This window comes from Paraflavitalea speifideaquila (assembly GCF_032395985.1).
Taxonomy (GTDB): domain Bacteria; phylum Bacteroidota; class Bacteroidia; order Chitinophagales; family Chitinophagaceae; genus Paraflavitalea; species Paraflavitalea speifideaquila.
In genome coordinates this window covers 6754773-6770605 of sequence record NZ_CP135920.1, presented here as the reverse complement: position 1 = coordinate 6770605, position 15833 = coordinate 6754773, and the positions used below count along the sequence as shown (strand labels likewise).

The 15833-nt window shown below is 45.7% G+C and carries 23 protein-coding genes and 3 pseudogenes; all 26 read left to right on the top strand.

Annotation, left to right across the window (positions count from 1 at the left end; all coding sequences use genetic code 11):
• Positions 1–56 precede the first annotated feature (56 nt).
• Positions 57–572 carry a GumC domain-containing protein gene (locus RS881_RS46565; RefSeq protein WP_315817049.1) on the top strand — a complete coding sequence of 172 codons (516 nt, stop codon included), beginning with the start codon at positions 57–59 and terminating at the stop codon, positions 570–572.
• Positions 518–1039: a GNVR domain-containing protein gene (locus RS881_RS46560; RefSeq protein WP_315824828.1), complete on the top strand. Its 522-nt coding sequence runs from the start codon at positions 518–520 to the stop codon at positions 1037–1039. Before RS881_RS46565 ends, RS881_RS46560 begins: the two co-directional genes overlap by 55 nt.
• Positions 1030–1731, top strand: coding sequence for a CpsD/CapB family tyrosine-protein kinase (locus tag RS881_RS46555; protein WP_315824827.1), 702 nt, complete (start codon positions 1030–1032; stop codon positions 1729–1731). Before RS881_RS46560 ends, RS881_RS46555 begins: the two co-directional genes overlap by 10 nt.
• A 280-nt stretch (positions 1732–2011) precedes the next feature.
• A complete protein-coding gene (locus tag RS881_RS46550) occupies positions 2012–2323 on the top strand; it encodes a glycosyltransferase family 2 protein (RefSeq protein ID WP_315817048.1) in 312 nt (103 codons plus the stop codon).
• Between the two features lie 38 nt (positions 2324–2361).
• On the top strand, positions 2362–2757 hold the full coding sequence (locus RS881_RS46545) for a hypothetical protein (RefSeq protein ID WP_315817047.1): 396 nt from the start codon (positions 2362–2364) through the stop codon (positions 2755–2757).
• Between the two features lie 231 nt (positions 2758–2988).
• A complete protein-coding gene (locus RS881_RS46540; protein WP_315817046.1) occupies positions 2989–3663 on the top strand; it encodes an ABC transporter transmembrane domain-containing protein in 675 nt (224 codons plus the stop codon).
• 74 nt (positions 3664–3737) lie between these two features.
• Positions 3738–3917, top strand: coding sequence for a hypothetical protein (locus RS881_RS46535; RefSeq protein ID WP_315817045.1), 180 nt, complete (start codon positions 3738–3740; stop codon positions 3915–3917).
• Entirely contained in the window at positions 3914–4078 is a 165-nt protein-coding gene (locus tag RS881_RS46530) for a hypothetical protein (RefSeq protein WP_315817044.1), read from the top strand. Before RS881_RS46535 ends, RS881_RS46530 begins: the two co-directional genes overlap by 4 nt.
• Before the next feature lie 73 nt (positions 4079–4151).
• Entirely contained in the window at positions 4152–4682 is a 531-nt protein-coding gene (locus RS881_RS46525; protein ID WP_315817043.1) for an ATP-binding cassette domain-containing protein, read from the top strand.
• A gap of 106 nt (positions 4683–4788) precedes the next feature.
• Positions 4789–5866, top strand: a pseudogene (locus tag RS881_RS46520) (DegT/DnrJ/EryC1/StrS family aminotransferase).
• A gap of 3 nt (positions 5867–5869) precedes the next feature.
• Positions 5870–6579: pseudogene (locus RS881_RS60890) on the top strand (WbqC family protein).
• Positions 6580–6607: 28 nt separating this feature from the next.
• The gene (locus RS881_RS46505; RefSeq protein WP_315817040.1) at positions 6608–6943 is read left to right on the top strand and encodes a hypothetical protein; all 336 of its coding nucleotides are present in this window, start codon (positions 6608–6610) and stop codon (positions 6941–6943) included.
• A gap of 93 nt (positions 6944–7036) precedes the next feature.
• Positions 7037–7531 carry a hypothetical protein gene (locus tag RS881_RS46500; RefSeq protein WP_315817039.1) on the top strand — a complete coding sequence of 165 codons (495 nt, stop codon included), beginning with the start codon at positions 7037–7039 and terminating at the stop codon, positions 7529–7531.
• Complete coding sequence (locus tag RS881_RS46495) at positions 7528–8076, top strand: GNAT family N-acetyltransferase (protein ID WP_315817038.1); 549 nt, start codon at positions 7528–7530, stop codon at positions 8074–8076. The genes RS881_RS46500 and RS881_RS46495 overlap by 4 nt, the downstream gene beginning before the upstream one ends.
• 70 nt (positions 8077–8146) lie before the next feature.
• The gene (locus RS881_RS46490; protein ID WP_315817037.1) at positions 8147–8488 is read left to right on the top strand and encodes a glycosyltransferase family 2 protein; all 342 of its coding nucleotides are present in this window, start codon (positions 8147–8149) and stop codon (positions 8486–8488) included.
• A 7-nt stretch (positions 8489–8495) separates the two neighbouring features.
• Entirely contained in the window at positions 8496–8969 is a 474-nt protein-coding gene (locus RS881_RS46485) for a hypothetical protein (protein ID WP_315817036.1), read from the top strand.
• A gap of 3 nt (positions 8970–8972) precedes the next feature.
• Positions 8973–9413: a WbqC family protein gene (locus tag RS881_RS46480; RefSeq protein ID WP_315817035.1), complete on the top strand. Its 441-nt coding sequence runs from the start codon at positions 8973–8975 to the stop codon at positions 9411–9413.
• Positions 9296–9781 carry a WbqC family protein gene (locus RS881_RS46475; protein ID WP_315824826.1) on the top strand — a complete coding sequence of 162 codons (486 nt, stop codon included), beginning with the start codon at positions 9296–9298 and terminating at the stop codon, positions 9779–9781. The genes RS881_RS46480 and RS881_RS46475 overlap by 118 nt, the downstream gene beginning before the upstream one ends.
• A gap of 342 nt (positions 9782–10123) precedes the next feature.
• On the top strand, positions 10124–10555 hold the full coding sequence (locus RS881_RS46470; protein WP_315817034.1) for a phytanoyl-CoA dioxygenase family protein: 432 nt from the start codon (positions 10124–10126) through the stop codon (positions 10553–10555).
• A gap of 42 nt (positions 10556–10597) precedes the next feature.
• Positions 10598–11179 (top strand): GNAT family N-acetyltransferase, encoded by a 582-nt coding sequence (locus RS881_RS46465; RefSeq protein WP_315817033.1) that lies wholly within the window; start codon positions 10598–10600, stop codon positions 11177–11179.
• Positions 11180–11353: 174 nt separating this feature from the next.
• Positions 11354–12187 (top strand): glycosyltransferase family 2 protein, encoded by an 834-nt coding sequence (locus RS881_RS46460; protein WP_315817032.1) that lies wholly within the window; start codon positions 11354–11356, stop codon positions 12185–12187.
• A 12-nt stretch (positions 12188–12199) separates the two neighbouring features.
• Positions 12200–13026: pseudogene (locus tag RS881_RS46450) on the top strand (glycosyltransferase family 2 protein).
• A gap of 199 nt (positions 13027–13225) precedes the next feature.
• Positions 13226–13960 carry a glycosyltransferase gene (locus RS881_RS46445; protein WP_315817029.1) on the top strand — a complete coding sequence of 245 codons (735 nt, stop codon included), beginning with the start codon at positions 13226–13228 and terminating at the stop codon, positions 13958–13960.
• A 198-nt stretch (positions 13961–14158) separates the two neighbouring features.
• Positions 14159–14575, top strand: a complete 417-nt coding sequence (locus tag RS881_RS46440; protein WP_315817028.1) for a class I SAM-dependent methyltransferase — start codon at positions 14159–14161, stop codon at positions 14573–14575.
• On the top strand, positions 14508–15563 hold the full coding sequence (locus RS881_RS46435; RefSeq protein ID WP_315817027.1) for an FkbM family methyltransferase: 1056 nt from the start codon (positions 14508–14510) through the stop codon (positions 15561–15563). The genes RS881_RS46440 and RS881_RS46435 overlap by 68 nt, the downstream gene beginning before the upstream one ends.
• 97 nt (positions 15564–15660) lie before the next feature.
• Positions 15661–15780: a hypothetical protein gene (locus RS881_RS60885; RefSeq protein WP_350340023.1), complete on the top strand. Its 120-nt coding sequence runs from the start codon at positions 15661–15663 to the stop codon at positions 15778–15780.
• The last annotated feature ends 53 nt before the right edge of the window (positions 15781–15833 follow it).

Sequence of the window (15833 nt, the reverse complement as noted above, 5' to 3'; positions counted from 1 at the left end):
ATCGGCAATTACGTAGGCCGGTTAACCGTAACCCAGGTTCCCAAGGGGGGATGGGTATGTTGCAGGTAGTCATGCGCGATGAAATTCCCCAACGAGCCCAACGCATTGTGGATGTATTGATCTACCGCTATGACCTGGCCAATTATGTATTTAAAAATAAATCCCTCCGCTCTGAAATTGAATTCCTCGACAATCGCTTGGCCACCGTAAATGAAGAATTAAATACCCAGGAGAATTACGTCAGAAACTTTAAAGCCAGCAACAAGATCAACGATGTATCCTCTTCGGCCAATCAACTACTAAGCAGCCTTTCTACTATCGACACCAAAAAAAGCGACAATGAATACAAGGAAAGCCTGCTGAAACTGATTGAGACCAATATCAATACCTACAACGGGAAAGAAGAAAGGATCAACGTACCCGGATTGCAGGATGTAGACCTCGTCAACCTCGTGGGCAAGTACAACGACCTTGTAGCCCAAAAAAGTACCATACTGGAACAGGGAGCCCCCTCGACCTGCGCCTGCCGCCTATTAATACCAAACTGGAAACCACCAGGAGCAATATTGTAAACCGTGTCAACAGCCTGAGGCAGGAACTGACTACCAGCAATAACTTCCTTTCCAGCCAGGAACGCAGCACTTCCGGCCGTTTTGTAAGCCTGCCCGAAAAAGAAAAAGATTATATACAGGTCAACAGACTACTCAATATTAAACAGTCCCTATACGTATTCCTCTTACAAAAGAAAGAAGATAAGAATATAGAATTTGCTTCATCAGGCATCCAGGGATCGCGTATTGTTGACTGGAAAGTAAATGGCGTACAGGATCCAAAACCTTCCATGGTATATGCCGCTGCTTTTATGGCCGGTTTGTTTCTACCCGCTGTTGTCATACTGGCCCGGTTCCTGCTGAACAAAAGGATTGAAACGCCCAGTGAGATCTATAAGGCTACTACCTTACCCATTGCCGGTGAAATCGCCTTTGTTGGAAAAATGAACGATGAAATGGTCATTAAGACCGATAACGTATCCCCGTAGCCGAACAGTTCAGGACCCTCCGTACCAATATCTCCTACCTCAACCATGGCATACCCAATAAAATATTGCTCATCACTTCCGGCATTAGCGGAGAAGGCAAGAGCTTTATCAGCATCAACCTGGCCAATACCCTGGCCATTAGCAACAAGAAGACCATTCTCATTGAGTTCGACTTACGCAATCCTTCCCTGGCTGTCAGCCTGAATGCCGATAGTACCAGGGGCATGGCCAATTACCTGGCTGGTGAAATAGAGATCGACCAGATCATTCAACCAGTCAACAATTCCGAAAACCTGTTCTTTATTAGTTCCGGTATTCCCCTGCCTGCCAATCCTGGTGAGATCATTTTAAACAACCGGATCCAACCATTAATCGACCACCTTAGACAGCAGTTTGACTTTATAGTAATGGATACACCACCCATCGAGGCCGTATCAGATGCATTAACCCTGGCCAAATGGGCCGATTCTTCCTTCTTTGTGATCAGGCATAAATATTCTTTGCGTTCTTCCCTGGTGCGCATGAACCACCTGTATGAAGACCACAAACTGCCGCGCCCGGGCCTCATTATTAATGGCATCAAACCCGGCGAAGGATTCAACAATGTACATGGGTATGGCTACGGTTACGGCGATATGGACAAGATGAAGAAAAAGAAAACCAAAGAACGAACGAAACTTAAAATAGCCTGAGGTCGGCAGTTAAGTCGCCAGCCTTCCCTAATGGTAGGGTGGGTCGCCCTCTCAGGGATATTGTGTACCCACAAATAATAGCTTTCCCTTCAGTCGCCAGCCTCTGGCTGGTGACGTGTATTTCCAGGCCTCCGGCTTGGTTTTTAATCCAATGTAGCCTGTCGAAACGGACTAAAGGCCTTTCTTCCGGACTTTCCGACTTCCGGTCTCTCTTCACAAACCTTATCCTGGTCATGAATACAACAATAAAAACACCCTTTCAGGAAATGAACCAGGCAGCATGGAACCCGTAGTCAGCATTTGCATGAGCACCTACCGCCATGAGCGATTTATTAAACAGGCTATTGAAGGTGTGATGAGGCAGCAAACCAACTTTGCCATCCAACTGGTGATCGGTGAAGACTTTTCGGATGATGGAACAAGAGCCCTTTGTGAAGAAATGGCCCATCGTGATAGCCAACGTATTAAACTACTGCCCTCCGACAAAAACTACGGGCAGAACCATAACCTCTCCCGCACCATGGCGGCCTGTAATGGCAAATACATCGCCATTTGTGAAGGAGATGATTATTGGATTGACCCCATAAATTAGCAAAGCAAGTACAATTCCTGGAAGAGCACCCTGATTGCGTGATGTGCTTTCATCCCATCAACACCGTCAACCAGGATAACCAATTGCTGCTGCAACAACCACCAGCATCAGCAATAACATTTTATAAAGGCAATGATTTCTTTCACATTTTCGTACCCACCCTGTCCCTGGTTTTCCGGAACTGCCTTCGCTATTTTCCTGAGGAGTTTTACCAGGTCAGGAGCACCGATGCGTTCATTGTAGCCATGCTTTCCGGTTTTGGTAATGGCGCCCGGCTGGGTTTTGTGGGCGGCTGTTACCGTAAACATGAAGGTGGTTTGTACAACAGCTTAACCACCCTGGAAAAATACAAACAAGCCATCCGTACCCGCAAGTTGATGAAACGGAGTCCCTATTTTAAAAAGAACAACGCCGCGAGATCCGCCGCGAATTGATCCGCCGCGAGGTCCTTTACCTGAAAATATTCCTGAAACGCAAAGAACTTATGAACTGCTTCCGGATGCTCCTTTTTTACGTCAGCTTTTAATAAATATTGCTCAAAGGGCGTTCACCCCTTTATCCACAGGTTGGCGGCTGTCACCCTGAACCTGTCGAAGGAATATAAAATGTTTTTCTTCCGGACTTTCTGACTTCCCGGCTTCCGGACTTAACCTATAACCCAACTTGTGCAACTAAAATACAAGAACAACTTCTGGGGCTATTTTAATTTCTACTACCAGATCGTTGGTAACCGGTTATTGTTATTCCTGGGCCTTAGCGTATTGATCAGTTGCCTCGATGGCATTGGGTTGGCCATGTTCATTCCCCTCTTACAGGCAGTATCAGAAAAGGGAACAGCGGGCGGGGAACATTCCCTCGGCCACCTTCATTTCTTTACCGATTTCATCCGCTGGCTCGGACTGGACCTTACCGTAACCACCATTTTAGCGGCCCTGGTTTTACTTTTTGTCCTGAAAGGATTGGTACGCTTCGCCCAATTGAGCTACTATGCCAAATTAAGACAGCTATTCATTAAGAAGATACGCTTTAGCCTCGTCAACAATTTGCAGGCCCTGTCCTATACCGCCTTTTCTAAACTGGATGCCGGTAAAATACAGAATACCCTCACTGTTGAAGTGCAGCGCCTGTTCCAAACCATGAAGTATTACTTCGATGCTGCACAGGCATTCGTCATGTTAAGTACTTATATGGTCCTGGCCTTCCTGGCCAATTACCAGTTTGCCATATTGGTAGGTATTGGCGCGGCTTTGTCCAACCTCATCTACCGGAAGATATATAAGGCCACCAAAAAGCCTCCGTTGAACTGTCTAAAAAGGGAAGCGATTTTAATGGCTTCCTAACCCAAACAACTTTATACTTCAAATACCTGAAATCGACCAATACCTTCAGTCGCTATGCCCGCAAGCTCAAACACGTGATCAATGATGCCGAGCACCTCAATAGAAAGATTGGCAATATGAACGCCATTACTACCAGCGTAAAAGAACCCATGATCATTGTGGTTGTAACCCTGGTCATCCTGCTTCAGTTGAATTGGATGGGCGCCAGCCTTAGCACCATCATCCTGAGCCTATTGCTTTTTACCGCGCATTGAGTTTCCTGGTAACCGTACAAAACCATTGGCAGGGGTTTATTGAGAACATTGGCGGTATGGACGCTGTGGCCCGTATGCTGGAAGAGATGAGTACCCTGCGCGAAGAAAAGGGAAACATCCCTTTATCACCATCGAACAACAGATCACCTTGCGCGATGTAGTGTTTTGTTATGACAATAAAACTGTGCTAAATGGTATCAATATTGTAATCCCAAAAAGAACACCGTCGCCCTCGTGGGCGAAAGCGGTGCGGGAAAAACAACCATTGCCAATATGATCGCCGGCCTCTTCCTGCCTGCCAGTGGGGAATTGCTGATTGACGAAGTGCCCCTCCGGCAAATTGACCTGGACACCTACCGCGACCGCATCGGCTATATATCCCAGGAATCAGTGATCTTCAACGATTCTATTTTCAACAACATCACTTTCTGGGCCGATCCTTCACCCGATAATATCAAACGTTTTGAAGAAGTAGTGGAAATGGCCTCCCTCAAAGAATTTGTACAGGCACAGCCCGGAAAAGAACATTCCCGGCTGGGCGATAATGGCCTCTTAATATCCGGCGGACAAAAGCAGCGCATCTCCATTGCCCGTGAATTATACAAGAATACCGCCATCCTCATCTTTGATGAAGCCACCTCCGCCCTCGATTCAGAAACAGAGCGCATCATCCAGGAAAATATTGAAAAATTATACGGCAACTTTACCATGGTCCTCATCGCCCATCGCCTAAGCACCATCAAAGGGCCGATACCATTTATTTGATCGAGCAGGGTAAGGTGTCCGCCTCAGGTTCATTCGATGAAATGATCTATAAATCATCCCGGTTTAAAAAATTAGTGTCCCTCCAGGCATTCTAATACCTACCATTATGATTCCTGTAACCAAGCCCTTTCTGCCACCCGTTGAAGAATATGAATCCTTTATCAGGGATATCTGGCAACGCCAATGGTTGACCAACAATGGCCCCCTGGTCAATGAGTTTGAATTGAAATTAAAATCCTATCTCGATGTGCCCCACCTCCTGTTTGTATCCAATGGCACCATTGCATTACAATTGGCCATTCGGGCGCTTGAACTTAAGGGCGAGATCATTACCACACCCTTTTCATTCATCGCCACCACCAGCAGCGCCATGTGGGAAAACTGTAAACCAGTGTTTGTTGACATCAACCCGGCCACCCTCAACATCGACGCCACCAAGATCGAAGAAGCCATTACTCCCCAAACATCCGCTATCCTGGCCACCCATGTATTTGGTAATCCCTGCGATATCCAGGCCATTGATGAAATTGCCAAAATCCACAACCTGAAAGTGATCTATGACGCTGCCCACTGCTTTGGTACCAAATACCAGGGACGTTCTGTATTTTCTTATGGCCATATCAGCACCACCAGCTTTCATGCTACCAAAATATTCCATACCATCGAAGGAGGCGCCGTATTTACACAAGACCCAGCCCTCCTTAAAAAATGGCCTATATGCGGAACTTTGGTTTCGATGGCCCCGAAAACTTTGCCTGCGTTGGCATCAATGCCAAGAATTCCGAATTCCATGCAGCCATGGGCCTGGCCAACCTCAAATATGCCGATGAGATTCTGGCCAAAAGAAAAGAACTGTATTTATATTATGTAGAGAACCTGGAACGACTCGATAAAGAATGGCAACTCATCCAGAAGAATACCGTGTACAACTATTCCTATTTACCCATCCTGTTGCCATCAGAAGAACACATCAAAAGATCGAGTTATACCTCAATGCCAACCTCATATACCCCAGGCGCTATTTCTTTCCGTCCCTGCACACCCTAAACTTCGTTGACAAATACGATTGTCCCATCAGCCTTTGCGTTTCAAAAAGGGTCATGTGTTTGCCAATGCATCATAAACTATCAACTGAAGAGGTAAATTTTGTAATCAGGATATTGTATCGGGCACAGAACTATTAAATCATGAAGATAGCGATCATGCAGCCCTATTTCTTTCCTTACATTGGGCAATTCCAGCTTATTCAGGCCGTAGACAGGTTTATTTTGTGTGATGATGTCCAATACATCCGCCATGGGTGGATCAACAGGAACAGGATATTGAAAAATGGCGATGGATTTCAATATGTCATTATACCCGTGGTCGCACATAAAAGCCGCGAGTCCATCAAACACATCAAAGCCGTAGAAGGAACAGCCTGGCGAAACACCATCCTCCATCAAATGGAGTACTACCGGAAAAAGCCCCTTATTTTGAACCCGTGAAACAACTATTACGCCATTGCCTCTCATCCGGTGAAACAAATATTACCCTCCTCAATGGTCGTTGCCTCCAGGCTGTTTGCGAGTATATCGGCATCCCTTTTAAACTGGAAATATCTTCCAGGCTTGGACTCAACTATGCCGGTATTCAAACCACCTGCGATTGGGCCCTCCGTATATGTGAGCAACTGGGCGCTTCTGCCTATTACAATCCGCCCGGTGGGGAAGTACTATATGAAAAAGAACAATTTTCCAATTGCAATATTGAACTGCACTTTGTGAAACCCCACTTCAGGGAATACGATCAACACAACGGCGGCAGTTTTATGCCGGGCCTTTCCATCATTGATATTATGATGTTCAACCATCCGGCCCAGATCAAAGACATGTTAACCGATTATTCTTTATTATGAATCCGATAGGGGGTATTACGAATTGGAATTGCCAAAGGGAGTCTTTAGTTACCACAATACCCCTTATGCATTCAAAAGTGGCCGGGCATCCCTGCACTTTATTTTACAATTGCTTAGGCCTTCACGTGTATATATTCCCTTTTATACCTGCAATGGCCTCCTGGATGCTTTTGATGCAGCCCATACCAGTTACCAGTTTTATGAAATTAACCACCTCCTGGAACCCGATGAATTACCCCAACTGCACAACCATGAATACTTCCTGTACATTAATTATTTTGATGTAAAGCGACAGTTCATCCAGCAGCTTTCAGCCAAATATGGTGATAAATTGATCGTAGATTGTACCCAGGCTTTTTCATGAAAGGCAATGGCCGCTCCTGGTTCTTTAATTCTTGCCGCAAATATTTTGGCGTACCCGATGGGTCCTTCCTCTATGCCCCCAGCATATCAAAAAATGCCACCCGTAGCAAGAAATGAACAATACCTGGTATCACACCTCATCAACCGGTTCAACAACCATGTAAAAGAAGGTTATGGTGCCTTCCTGGAAAATGAGGTCCTGTGCGATACCGAAATTACAGGCATGTCCAAATTGAGCGAATACCTCCTTTCTCACATCAACTATGAAGAGGTGATTGAAAAAAGATATACCAATTACAATTACCTGCATGCCATTTTTACCGAACAGCATTTGTTTCCGCCCGAACCTGGCGATGATTGCGTGCCCATGGTATATCCCATTTTTCTACTGAAACCTCCCAATAGGAAATTACTCGCCGATAATGATATTTTCATCCCTACCTATTGGAGAGATGTACTGGATAGAAAGCAACCAGGCTTTGAGATCGAAAGACTATTGACACAGCATTTACTGCCACTCCCCATAGATCACCGCTATAACCTGCAACACATGGAAAGAATCGTTAAGCTGATAAAACACATCCAATGAACCCATCCGTTTACATTAGACCCCTGGTAGTACAGGATGCCCTGATCTCTTACCAATGGCGCAATAATCCCCGTATCTGGCGATTTACCGGTGCAAGACCCGATAAATACATCACGCCCGAAATGGAAACAGCCTGGCTATTTGATGTACTGAGGCGGGAAAATGAAAGAAGATTTGCCATTTGCCTGCTGATGGACAACAAATACATAGGCAATATTTTCCTCACCGATATCCTGGAAGGCGAAGCCCAGATGCACATTTTTATTGGTGAAATGGAATACTGGGGCAAACGCCGTGCCTATGAATCCATTTGCCTGATCTTTGACTATGGATTTAATGAATTAATACTCGACACTATCTATGTACAGATCAACTCAAAAAATGCAGCCGCCATTGTATTGGGCAAATTGGTAGGTTTTAAAAAGGTATCCGAATATTATGATACCAACAAGGAAATGATGCTCGAGAAAATGATCTTTACCCGTAGCAGATACGAACACCAGGAACATTTGAGCAATGCCAGTAATGAAATAGATCAACTCTGATGACTCCCATGAACAATCCCCTGTCGCCGCAGTTCTGTGAATTTCAAAAAATACGCAAATGAGCTTACCATTGATCTCAGTATGTATCATCACCTACAACCATGAGAAGTTCATCAGGCAATGCCTGGAAGGCGTTGTTATGCAAAAGACCAACTTCACTTTCGATGTGATTGTAGGTGAAGACTGTTCCACCGACAAAACCAGGCAGGTCGTTGCCGAATTTGAAGCACAGTATCCGGGTATCATCAAACCCGTATACCATGCCCGCAATGTAGGGGGCGCTCGCAACGGATATGAGTTTTGCTACCCAAAACTCACCGGTAAATACATCGCCATCTGTGAAGGCGATGATTATTGGACCGATGAGTACAAACTCCAAAAACAGGTCGATTTTTTTAGAACAGAACCCTGATTATGTAATGTGCTTTCACCGCGTGCAAACCGTAGATGAGAACGACAGGTTACTCAATGGGCAGCGCCCTTCTCCCAACATTGAGAAATTCAACCGGAAGGATATCTTTCATATCAGCATTCCTACCTTATCCGTCGTATTCAGAAAATGCTTCGACCGGATACCACCCGAAATGTTCAATGCGAAAAGTGGCGACACATTCTTATTCGGCCTCCTTGCCAGTTATGGTAAAGCCGCCGACCTGGGATTCCTGGGCGCCCACTACCGTAAACACAGCGGAGGCGTCTTCAGCCCTAAAAAAATGGTCGAACAATTTGTCCAGGCCATAGAAACCCGGAAACTAATGCAGCGATCTTCCCTCTTTGCCAAAGAACAAAAAAGAGAGATCCGCCGAGAGATCATTAAAAGAAAGATCCTCTACATTAAGTATTTCTTAAAGAGATACGAACCCCTCAACTCTTTTAAAATCATTATCACCTAGATTATGCGTGTTTTGTCGCTTGTCCCCTCCGATGAGCAGGATCTATTGACAGGCCAGGTTCCCACTGCCAATAAGATCGCCATCATGCAACCCTATTTCCTTCCTTACCTTGGATATTTTCAACTGATAAAGGCCGTAAATGCCTTCGTTGTATACGATAACATAAAATATACCAAGAAAGGCTGGATTAACCGTAATAGAATTCTGTTGAACGGCAAGGATACGCTGTTTACCATTCCATTGGCCAGCTCTTCCGATTTCCTGCCCATCAGCCAGAAGTTTATTGCCATTGATTTTGACAATAAAAAGAACATATCCTGGCCAAGATCCAACAAGCTTACCGGAAGGCCCCCTATTTTAATGCCGTCTTCCCTTGCCTGGAGGCCATCTTTAATTTTGAAAGCTACAACCTGTTCGAATTTATATTTTATTCCCTGCAAATGATGGTGGGCCTTTTGCAGATCAATACACCCCTGATCGTCTCTTCCACACTACCTGTTGATTCCGAAACCAGGGGAAACCAAAAAGTATTGGCCATTTGCCAAAGCCTGGAGGCCACTACCTATATTAACCCCATTGGAGGTATTGGATTGTATACCGGCAAGGAATTCAAAGATCATGGCATCAACCTGTTTTTCCACAATATGACAGTCGTGCCTTACAACCAGGCTGGTAACAACTTTATCTCTCACCTGTCTATTATTGATGTGCTGATGTACAATAGCCCCGAAACCATCAATGAAATGCTGAATCAATACAAACTACTCGAACCTGCCGATATCGTGATCACCGCCAACTATTCAAATAAATAATATGCTAACTACTATTCAAGAACCAATGAGCACTCCTGCGTTCTTAGCCAATATCAGGGAGCGCGGTTGGGTCCACTTTAAACAAAACCTGGAACCCTCTTTTGTAACCGGCCTCAACGAGGGCATGACCGCCGCCTACACTACTTGCAAAAACGTACAGGTTAAGAATGGAGTTGACGTGAACACCGACGGCACCGTACACCATCTATTAGGACAAGAGCCCGTTTTCTTGGACTTTATCCGTCGCCTGGAATTGCATGATTATATCAAAGCATTTTTCAACGCCCCTATATCCTCAATTCATTTGGCGGCGTCATCAATTTGCCCCACAAAGCATCCTATGTGTGCAATATCCATCGCGACATCCGCACCTTTTACAATATTCCCATGATGATCAATATGCTGGTGATGCTCGATGATTTTACCCTCGACAATGGCGCTACCTGGTTTTTGACCGGCTCCAATAACAAAGACGAAAGGCCCGATGAAACCTATTTCTACCAACAGGCCGACAGAGCCGTTGGTAAAGCCGGTGATATTATCTTATTCGACTCCCTTTTATGGCATGCTGCCGGTAAAAACACCACCGATAAAGTGCGCAGGGCCCTCACACTTACTTTTTCCAGGCCCTTCATGAAACAACAACTGGATTATCCCCGCCTTATTGGGTATCACCGGTACGATAGCCGTGAATTTAGCGAAGACGTATGCCAGGTAATAGGATTCAATTCCAGAGTACCCGCTAATCTGAACGAATGGTACCAGCCCCTGTAAAAGATTTTATAAACCCGGACAAGGGTAATCAATCATTTACCTATGCCATTTACATTAAGAGAAATTTGCCACAACGACCTGCCACTGATCAATAAGTGGCGCAACGACCAGGAGATCATCAGCTTGCTGGGCAATAATTTCCTGTACATATCCAACGATGTGGATGCTGCCTGGTTTGAACAATACCTGCAAAACAGAGACAAAGCCAGGCGTTTTGCTATACTGGACACTACCAGTAACCGCATGATCGGTACCACCCAGTTAACCGCCATCCATCCCATCAACCAATCGGCCGAATTTTCAATTGCCATTGGCGAAAAAGAATACTGGAACAAGGGCGCTGGTCAAACCGCTTCCCGCATCCTGTTGCAACACGCCTTTGACGATCTGAACCTGCACCGCATTTACCTCACCGTATTGGTACGCAACACCAGGGCCGTTCATTTATATGAGAAAATAGGTTTTGTACACGAAGGCATATTGAGGAAGTCCATGTACAAACAGGGCGTATTCGAAGACCTGGTGATGATGTCCCTCTTAAAGGAAGAATACTTTGAAGAAGCACCTCTCCAATCAGCCGGCACCCTTACCCAAACCTATTCCCTGCTTACCGAACCCGTGTAATGATTGGATGAGTCCCATGGAGCCGGTCAAGGGGGCATGCCCCGCCAGGACCTATAGCTTTGTAAAAATATTCATGCCCCTTTAGGGGCTCCAGCTTTGTAGAAACGAACGTCAACAAATTCCATTTGCCCTGTAGGGGCAATCCTCTTCTCAACCCCGATTATTGGCTTGTCGATGAATACCCCGCTTATTTCAGTTTGTGTTGTTACCTATAACCACGAAAACTACATCACCCAATGCCTCGAAGGCATCCTGATGCAGCAAACCAATTTCCCTTTCGAGATAGTTGTGGGCGAAGATTGTTCCACCGACAATACCCGCGCCATCATAAAGCACTTTGAGCAACAATACCCAGGCATCATAAAGCCTATTTACCATGAACACAATGTAGGTGCCGCCAGAAACCATTTTGAACATTGCTTCTCAAAGATCCAGGGCCGGTACATTGCTATTTGCGATGGAGATGATTATTGGACCGATCCCGGGAAACTGCAAAAACAGGTTGATTTCATGGAGCAGAACCCCGCCTGCGTATTGTGCTTTCACCGCGTAAAACAGGTTGACCAACACAATAACATCATTCAGGAGCAGGAACCCCTTAACACCCCTGTCTTTTACCAATGGCATGATATCCTGCACATCAGCATCCCTACCTTATCCGTAGTATTCAGGAATTGCCTCGACCATTTTCCCGAAGAGATCTTCTCCGTCAAAAGCGGCGATACCTTCCTGTTTGGAATGCTTTCCCGATTTGGCGGCGCAGCCGACCTGGGTTTTGTAGGAGCTCATTACAGAGTCCATGCCGGTGGCACCTACTCGGGTAAAAGCCAGGTAGAACAATACCGCCAAACCATCCATACCAGGAAACTGATGCAGCGATCTCCCTACTTCAGTAAAGAACAAACCGATGAGATCAAAAAAGAAGTAGACCGGAGAAAACTAAGGTATATCAAACACTTTATGAAGAAAGGCCAGGTAACCAACTGCCTGAAAATACTTTTCACTTAGCACCAATTAGCCATGATCACCATTATTACACCTACTTGGAACAGAGAAGTACTGGTTCAAACCACCATCCAAAGTATTCAACAACAAACCTACCAGGATTGGGAACTCATCATTGTTGACGATGGTTCCACCGACAATACCCAACAGGTCCTGCAGCCCTACCTGGCCGATAAAAGGATCCGGTATATCAAAAACACAATTCCGGACAGGCTGATAGCCTCAATACCGGTGCCTTGCAAGCCAGGGGCGATTTCATCACCTTCCTCGATAGCGATGACGAAGCCTACCCCAACTGGTTGCAAACCGTATATGAACATATCAAAGAGGATACAGGCATTCTTTGCGTAGCGGCCATTCGCAAATACCCCAATGGCGCTTTGATCAAAGAAGGCATGAACGCCTTCAGGTTCTTTGGTAAAACCATTTACCTCAAGTTCACCTGCGGATCCCTCTTTATCAGGCGTACTATATTTAATGCCATCCAGGGATATGATGCCACTTTGAAATCCAATATCCAAACCGACCTGGGTTACCGGTTATTGGCCTGGTTACGCAATTCATCCCTCAATGCCGTCGTGGTGAATGAATACCTGGTTCAGATCAATGTACATGAAGGAGAGCGTATTCGCACCAATTGGAAAAGAAGAAGAGAAGGCGGCATCCAGTTCATTAAAAAGCACTATGGTTTTATTTATGAGAACGACCGCCGCGAAATAGCCAATATCTATTCTACCATTGCTTATTCCAGCTATAAACTCCGCCAGCGCAATGAATCCGTAAAGTATTTACTCAAAGCCATCCGCCACAACCCCTGCGCTGGGTCAATTATATGCGTGTAGTAAAATATGCTTTGCTATAGTTCAGCATGGGGCGCCCGCTAACCGCAGCTCACACGCGTCCGGGATTTTAATAACCATTAATTAAATGACCCAGATAAATTTCCCTCAGTCGCCAGCCTCTGGCTGGTGACGCCTATTTCAAAGCCCCTGGCTTTTTGCGTGTCACCTTAAATAAATGACCTGGAATAAATAATACCTTATGTCCCAAAATGTTTGCGTTGTAATTGTTACCTACAACCGCCTCGAAACACTGAAAACTGCCCTGGACCATATCCTGGCCCAAACCCTTACGCCGGCTGCTATTTTGATTGTCGACAACAACAGTACCGATGGCACCAGGCAGTTCTTGGAAACATTGAAAGACCAACCACCTATGCAGTGCCTCTGCCTCCCCACCAATACAGGCAGCGCCGGTGCTATTGCACACGCTATGAAAGTGGGACTTACAGTTGGTACCTATGATTATTTCTGGATACTCGACGATGATACATTTTATGAAAAAAAGGCCCTAAGAGAATTAGTAGATCATATCAGCCGATCCAGTTTCGACCTCCTGGGCCTGCATGGCGCCCTCATCCGGTTTGGTAAAAAACACCCCCTCGATCCACAACAAAAGTTGCAGCCTGCCGACTATGCCCTGATCGACGGTGCCCTGATAAAAACCGCCGCCATTCAAAAAGCCGGCGTAGTAGATGAAAAGTTCTTCATGATGTGCGATGACCATGAATATTGCATGCGCCTGAAAAACATGGATGCAAGATCGGCGTATTACAAAGTGGTACCGATAACCGCCTCTACCTCGGCGGCCAGGGAAGGTTTACCAGGGCTACCCTGTGGAGAGGGTACTATTCATCCAGGAACCACCTGCTCATCATCAAACAATATTTTTCCCTCACCAATTTGCTGGGTTATGCATGGCTGCAGGGAAAATTGATCCTCGCTGCCGCAATATGGGCGCCCGATCGCTTTCAGCGCATAAAACTAAGACTCGTAGGCATATGGCATGGCTTGCGGGGCATAGGCGGAAAAACACTCGACCCACAAACACTGAGGTTTAAACCCGTGAAATAATAAAACCTAACATGAACCGGCAATACCAGGTATCATCTTTCAGAATTTAAAAACCTACACAGTGAAAGGAAAGAAATTTAACAAGCAGGTTGTAAATACACTACGGTTTATTTACAGGCTCGGGCTCATTAAGGCTTTACTCATTTTCGTTTCCATTTTTGCAGCAGCCGAAGAATACAAAATAAAATGGAAGGGCCGCCAGGTACACCTTAGAAAAGCCACCACCGACTTTTGCGTATTCCGCCAGGTACTCGTCTTCGATCAGTATACCATCAAAGGATTGAAGTCCGAAGAAGTCGAAACCATTGTTGACCTGGGCGCAAATATTGGCCTTTCTGTTTTGTACTTCAAAGTTAAATACCCCAGCGCCAGGATCATTGCTGTTGAGCCCGAAAAAGAACTTCGACCTCATGGTCAAAAACCTGTCAGGCCTCCCGGATATCTATTGCCTCAACAATGCCATCTGGCATTCCAATAAATCCTTAGGCATCTTCGATACCGGTGGAGGTGAATACAGTTACCTCGTAAAAGAAGAAAGCGAAGATGAAAAGGCCGTCACCCGCTCAATAACTATTAATGACATCATTGAAAAATACCAACTCCTAAAGATCGACCTGTTGAAAATTGATATCGAAGGTTCCGAAAAGGAACTCTTCTCAGGTAACTATAACTCATGGCTTTCTAAAGTGGGTGCTATTGTGATCGAAGTGCACGATTGGTTCAGACCAGGATGCGCCGCTGCTTTTTCAGAGCCATCAGCCGCAGAGAGTATACCATGTCCTTTAAAGGTGAAAACATCACCATTATTTTCGACAACGACAAAAAGGAACCCAATACCAACGAACAAATCCAAACCGATAACCAACCCTTTTCAGCCATTGGCCTCAACTACAACCTTCCTGCCTGAAAACAAACTGCCGGGTTGGAGCAAGCCCCCTGTTCAGCCACTACCAACCCTCAAAGTATTGTTTGTGATCGATACCCTCCAGGTGGGCGGTGCCGAACAAAGCCTGTTGGATATCACCCCCGGCTTAAAAAAAGTAAAACCTGTTATTTGCCACCTCTATGCAGGCGAGGCATTGAAACCCCAATTTATCAACAGCGGCCTGCCCGTTCATTCCGTTGGCCTCCAACAGAAGTATGGTTTCATATCCGCTTATCGCGCCTTGAAAAGGATAGTACACAAGGAACAACCCGATCTAATAGTGGCCTGCCTCACCCGTTCCGAATTAGTAGCCCGCGTAGTAGCCCATGTAAGCAACGTGCCAGTCATCGGCACCTTTGTAAGCGACTTGTATGGAAAGGCCTATAACCAATCCTTGTCCATCAAAGCCAAAATAGCCGTATCCTTCTTCAGGTTATTGAACAGGATCACCGCCTCTTATTGTAAAGGATTTATTGCCAATTCAGAAGCCATAAAAACGTTAAATGCTATTCAGTTAAGGCTCCCACCAGAAAAAAATTGAGGTCATTAACAGGGGGAGGGATAGCAATCGGTTTTCATTCCTGCCTCGCAGCACATTTCCAGGAAAACCCGTCCGTTTCCTTAATGTAGGAAGACTGGTGTCGGTTAAAGGCCAGCGTGATCTCATCCTGGCCTTCAAAACCTTTGTGCAGCATTGCCCCGGCGCCATTTTACATATCGCAGGTGAAGGCCCCGAAAGGGACTCCTGGCTCTACTGATCAGCGCCAATGCCCTACATCACCAGGTTGAATTATTGGGCAACCGAAACGAC

Coding starts and splice junctions, on each gene's coding strand:
- RS881_RS46565 (WP_315817049.1), top strand. CDS start 57: ATGTTGCAGGTAGTCATGCGCGATGAAATTCCCCAACGAGCCCAACGC.
- RS881_RS46550 (WP_315817048.1), top strand. CDS start 2,012: ATGGAACCCGTAGTCAGCATTTGCATGAGCACCTACCGCCATGAGCGA.
- RS881_RS46500 (WP_315817039.1), top strand. CDS start 7,037: ATGCCACCCGTAGCAAGAAATGAACAATACCTGGTATCACACCTCATC.
- RS881_RS46495 (WP_315817038.1), top strand. CDS start 7,528: ATGAACCCATCCGTTTACATTAGACCCCTGGTAGTACAGGATGCCCTG.
- RS881_RS46485 (WP_315817036.1), top strand. CDS start 8,496: ATGTGCTTTCACCGCGTGCAAACCGTAGATGAGAACGACAGGTTACTC.
- RS881_RS46480 (WP_315817035.1), top strand. CDS start 8,973: ATGCGTGTTTTGTCGCTTGTCCCCTCCGATGAGCAGGATCTATTGACA.
- RS881_RS46465 (WP_315817033.1), top strand. CDS start 10,598: ATGCCATTTACATTAAGAGAAATTTGCCACAACGACCTGCCACTGATC.
- RS881_RS46460 (WP_315817032.1), top strand. CDS start 11,354: ATGAATACCCCGCTTATTTCAGTTTGTGTTGTTACCTATAACCACGAA.
- RS881_RS46445 (WP_315817029.1), top strand. CDS start 13,226: ATGTCCCAAAATGTTTGCGTTGTAATTGTTACCTACAACCGCCTCGAA.
- RS881_RS46435 (WP_315817027.1), top strand. CDS start 14,508: ATGGTCAAAAACCTGTCAGGCCTCCCGGATATCTATTGCCTCAACAAT.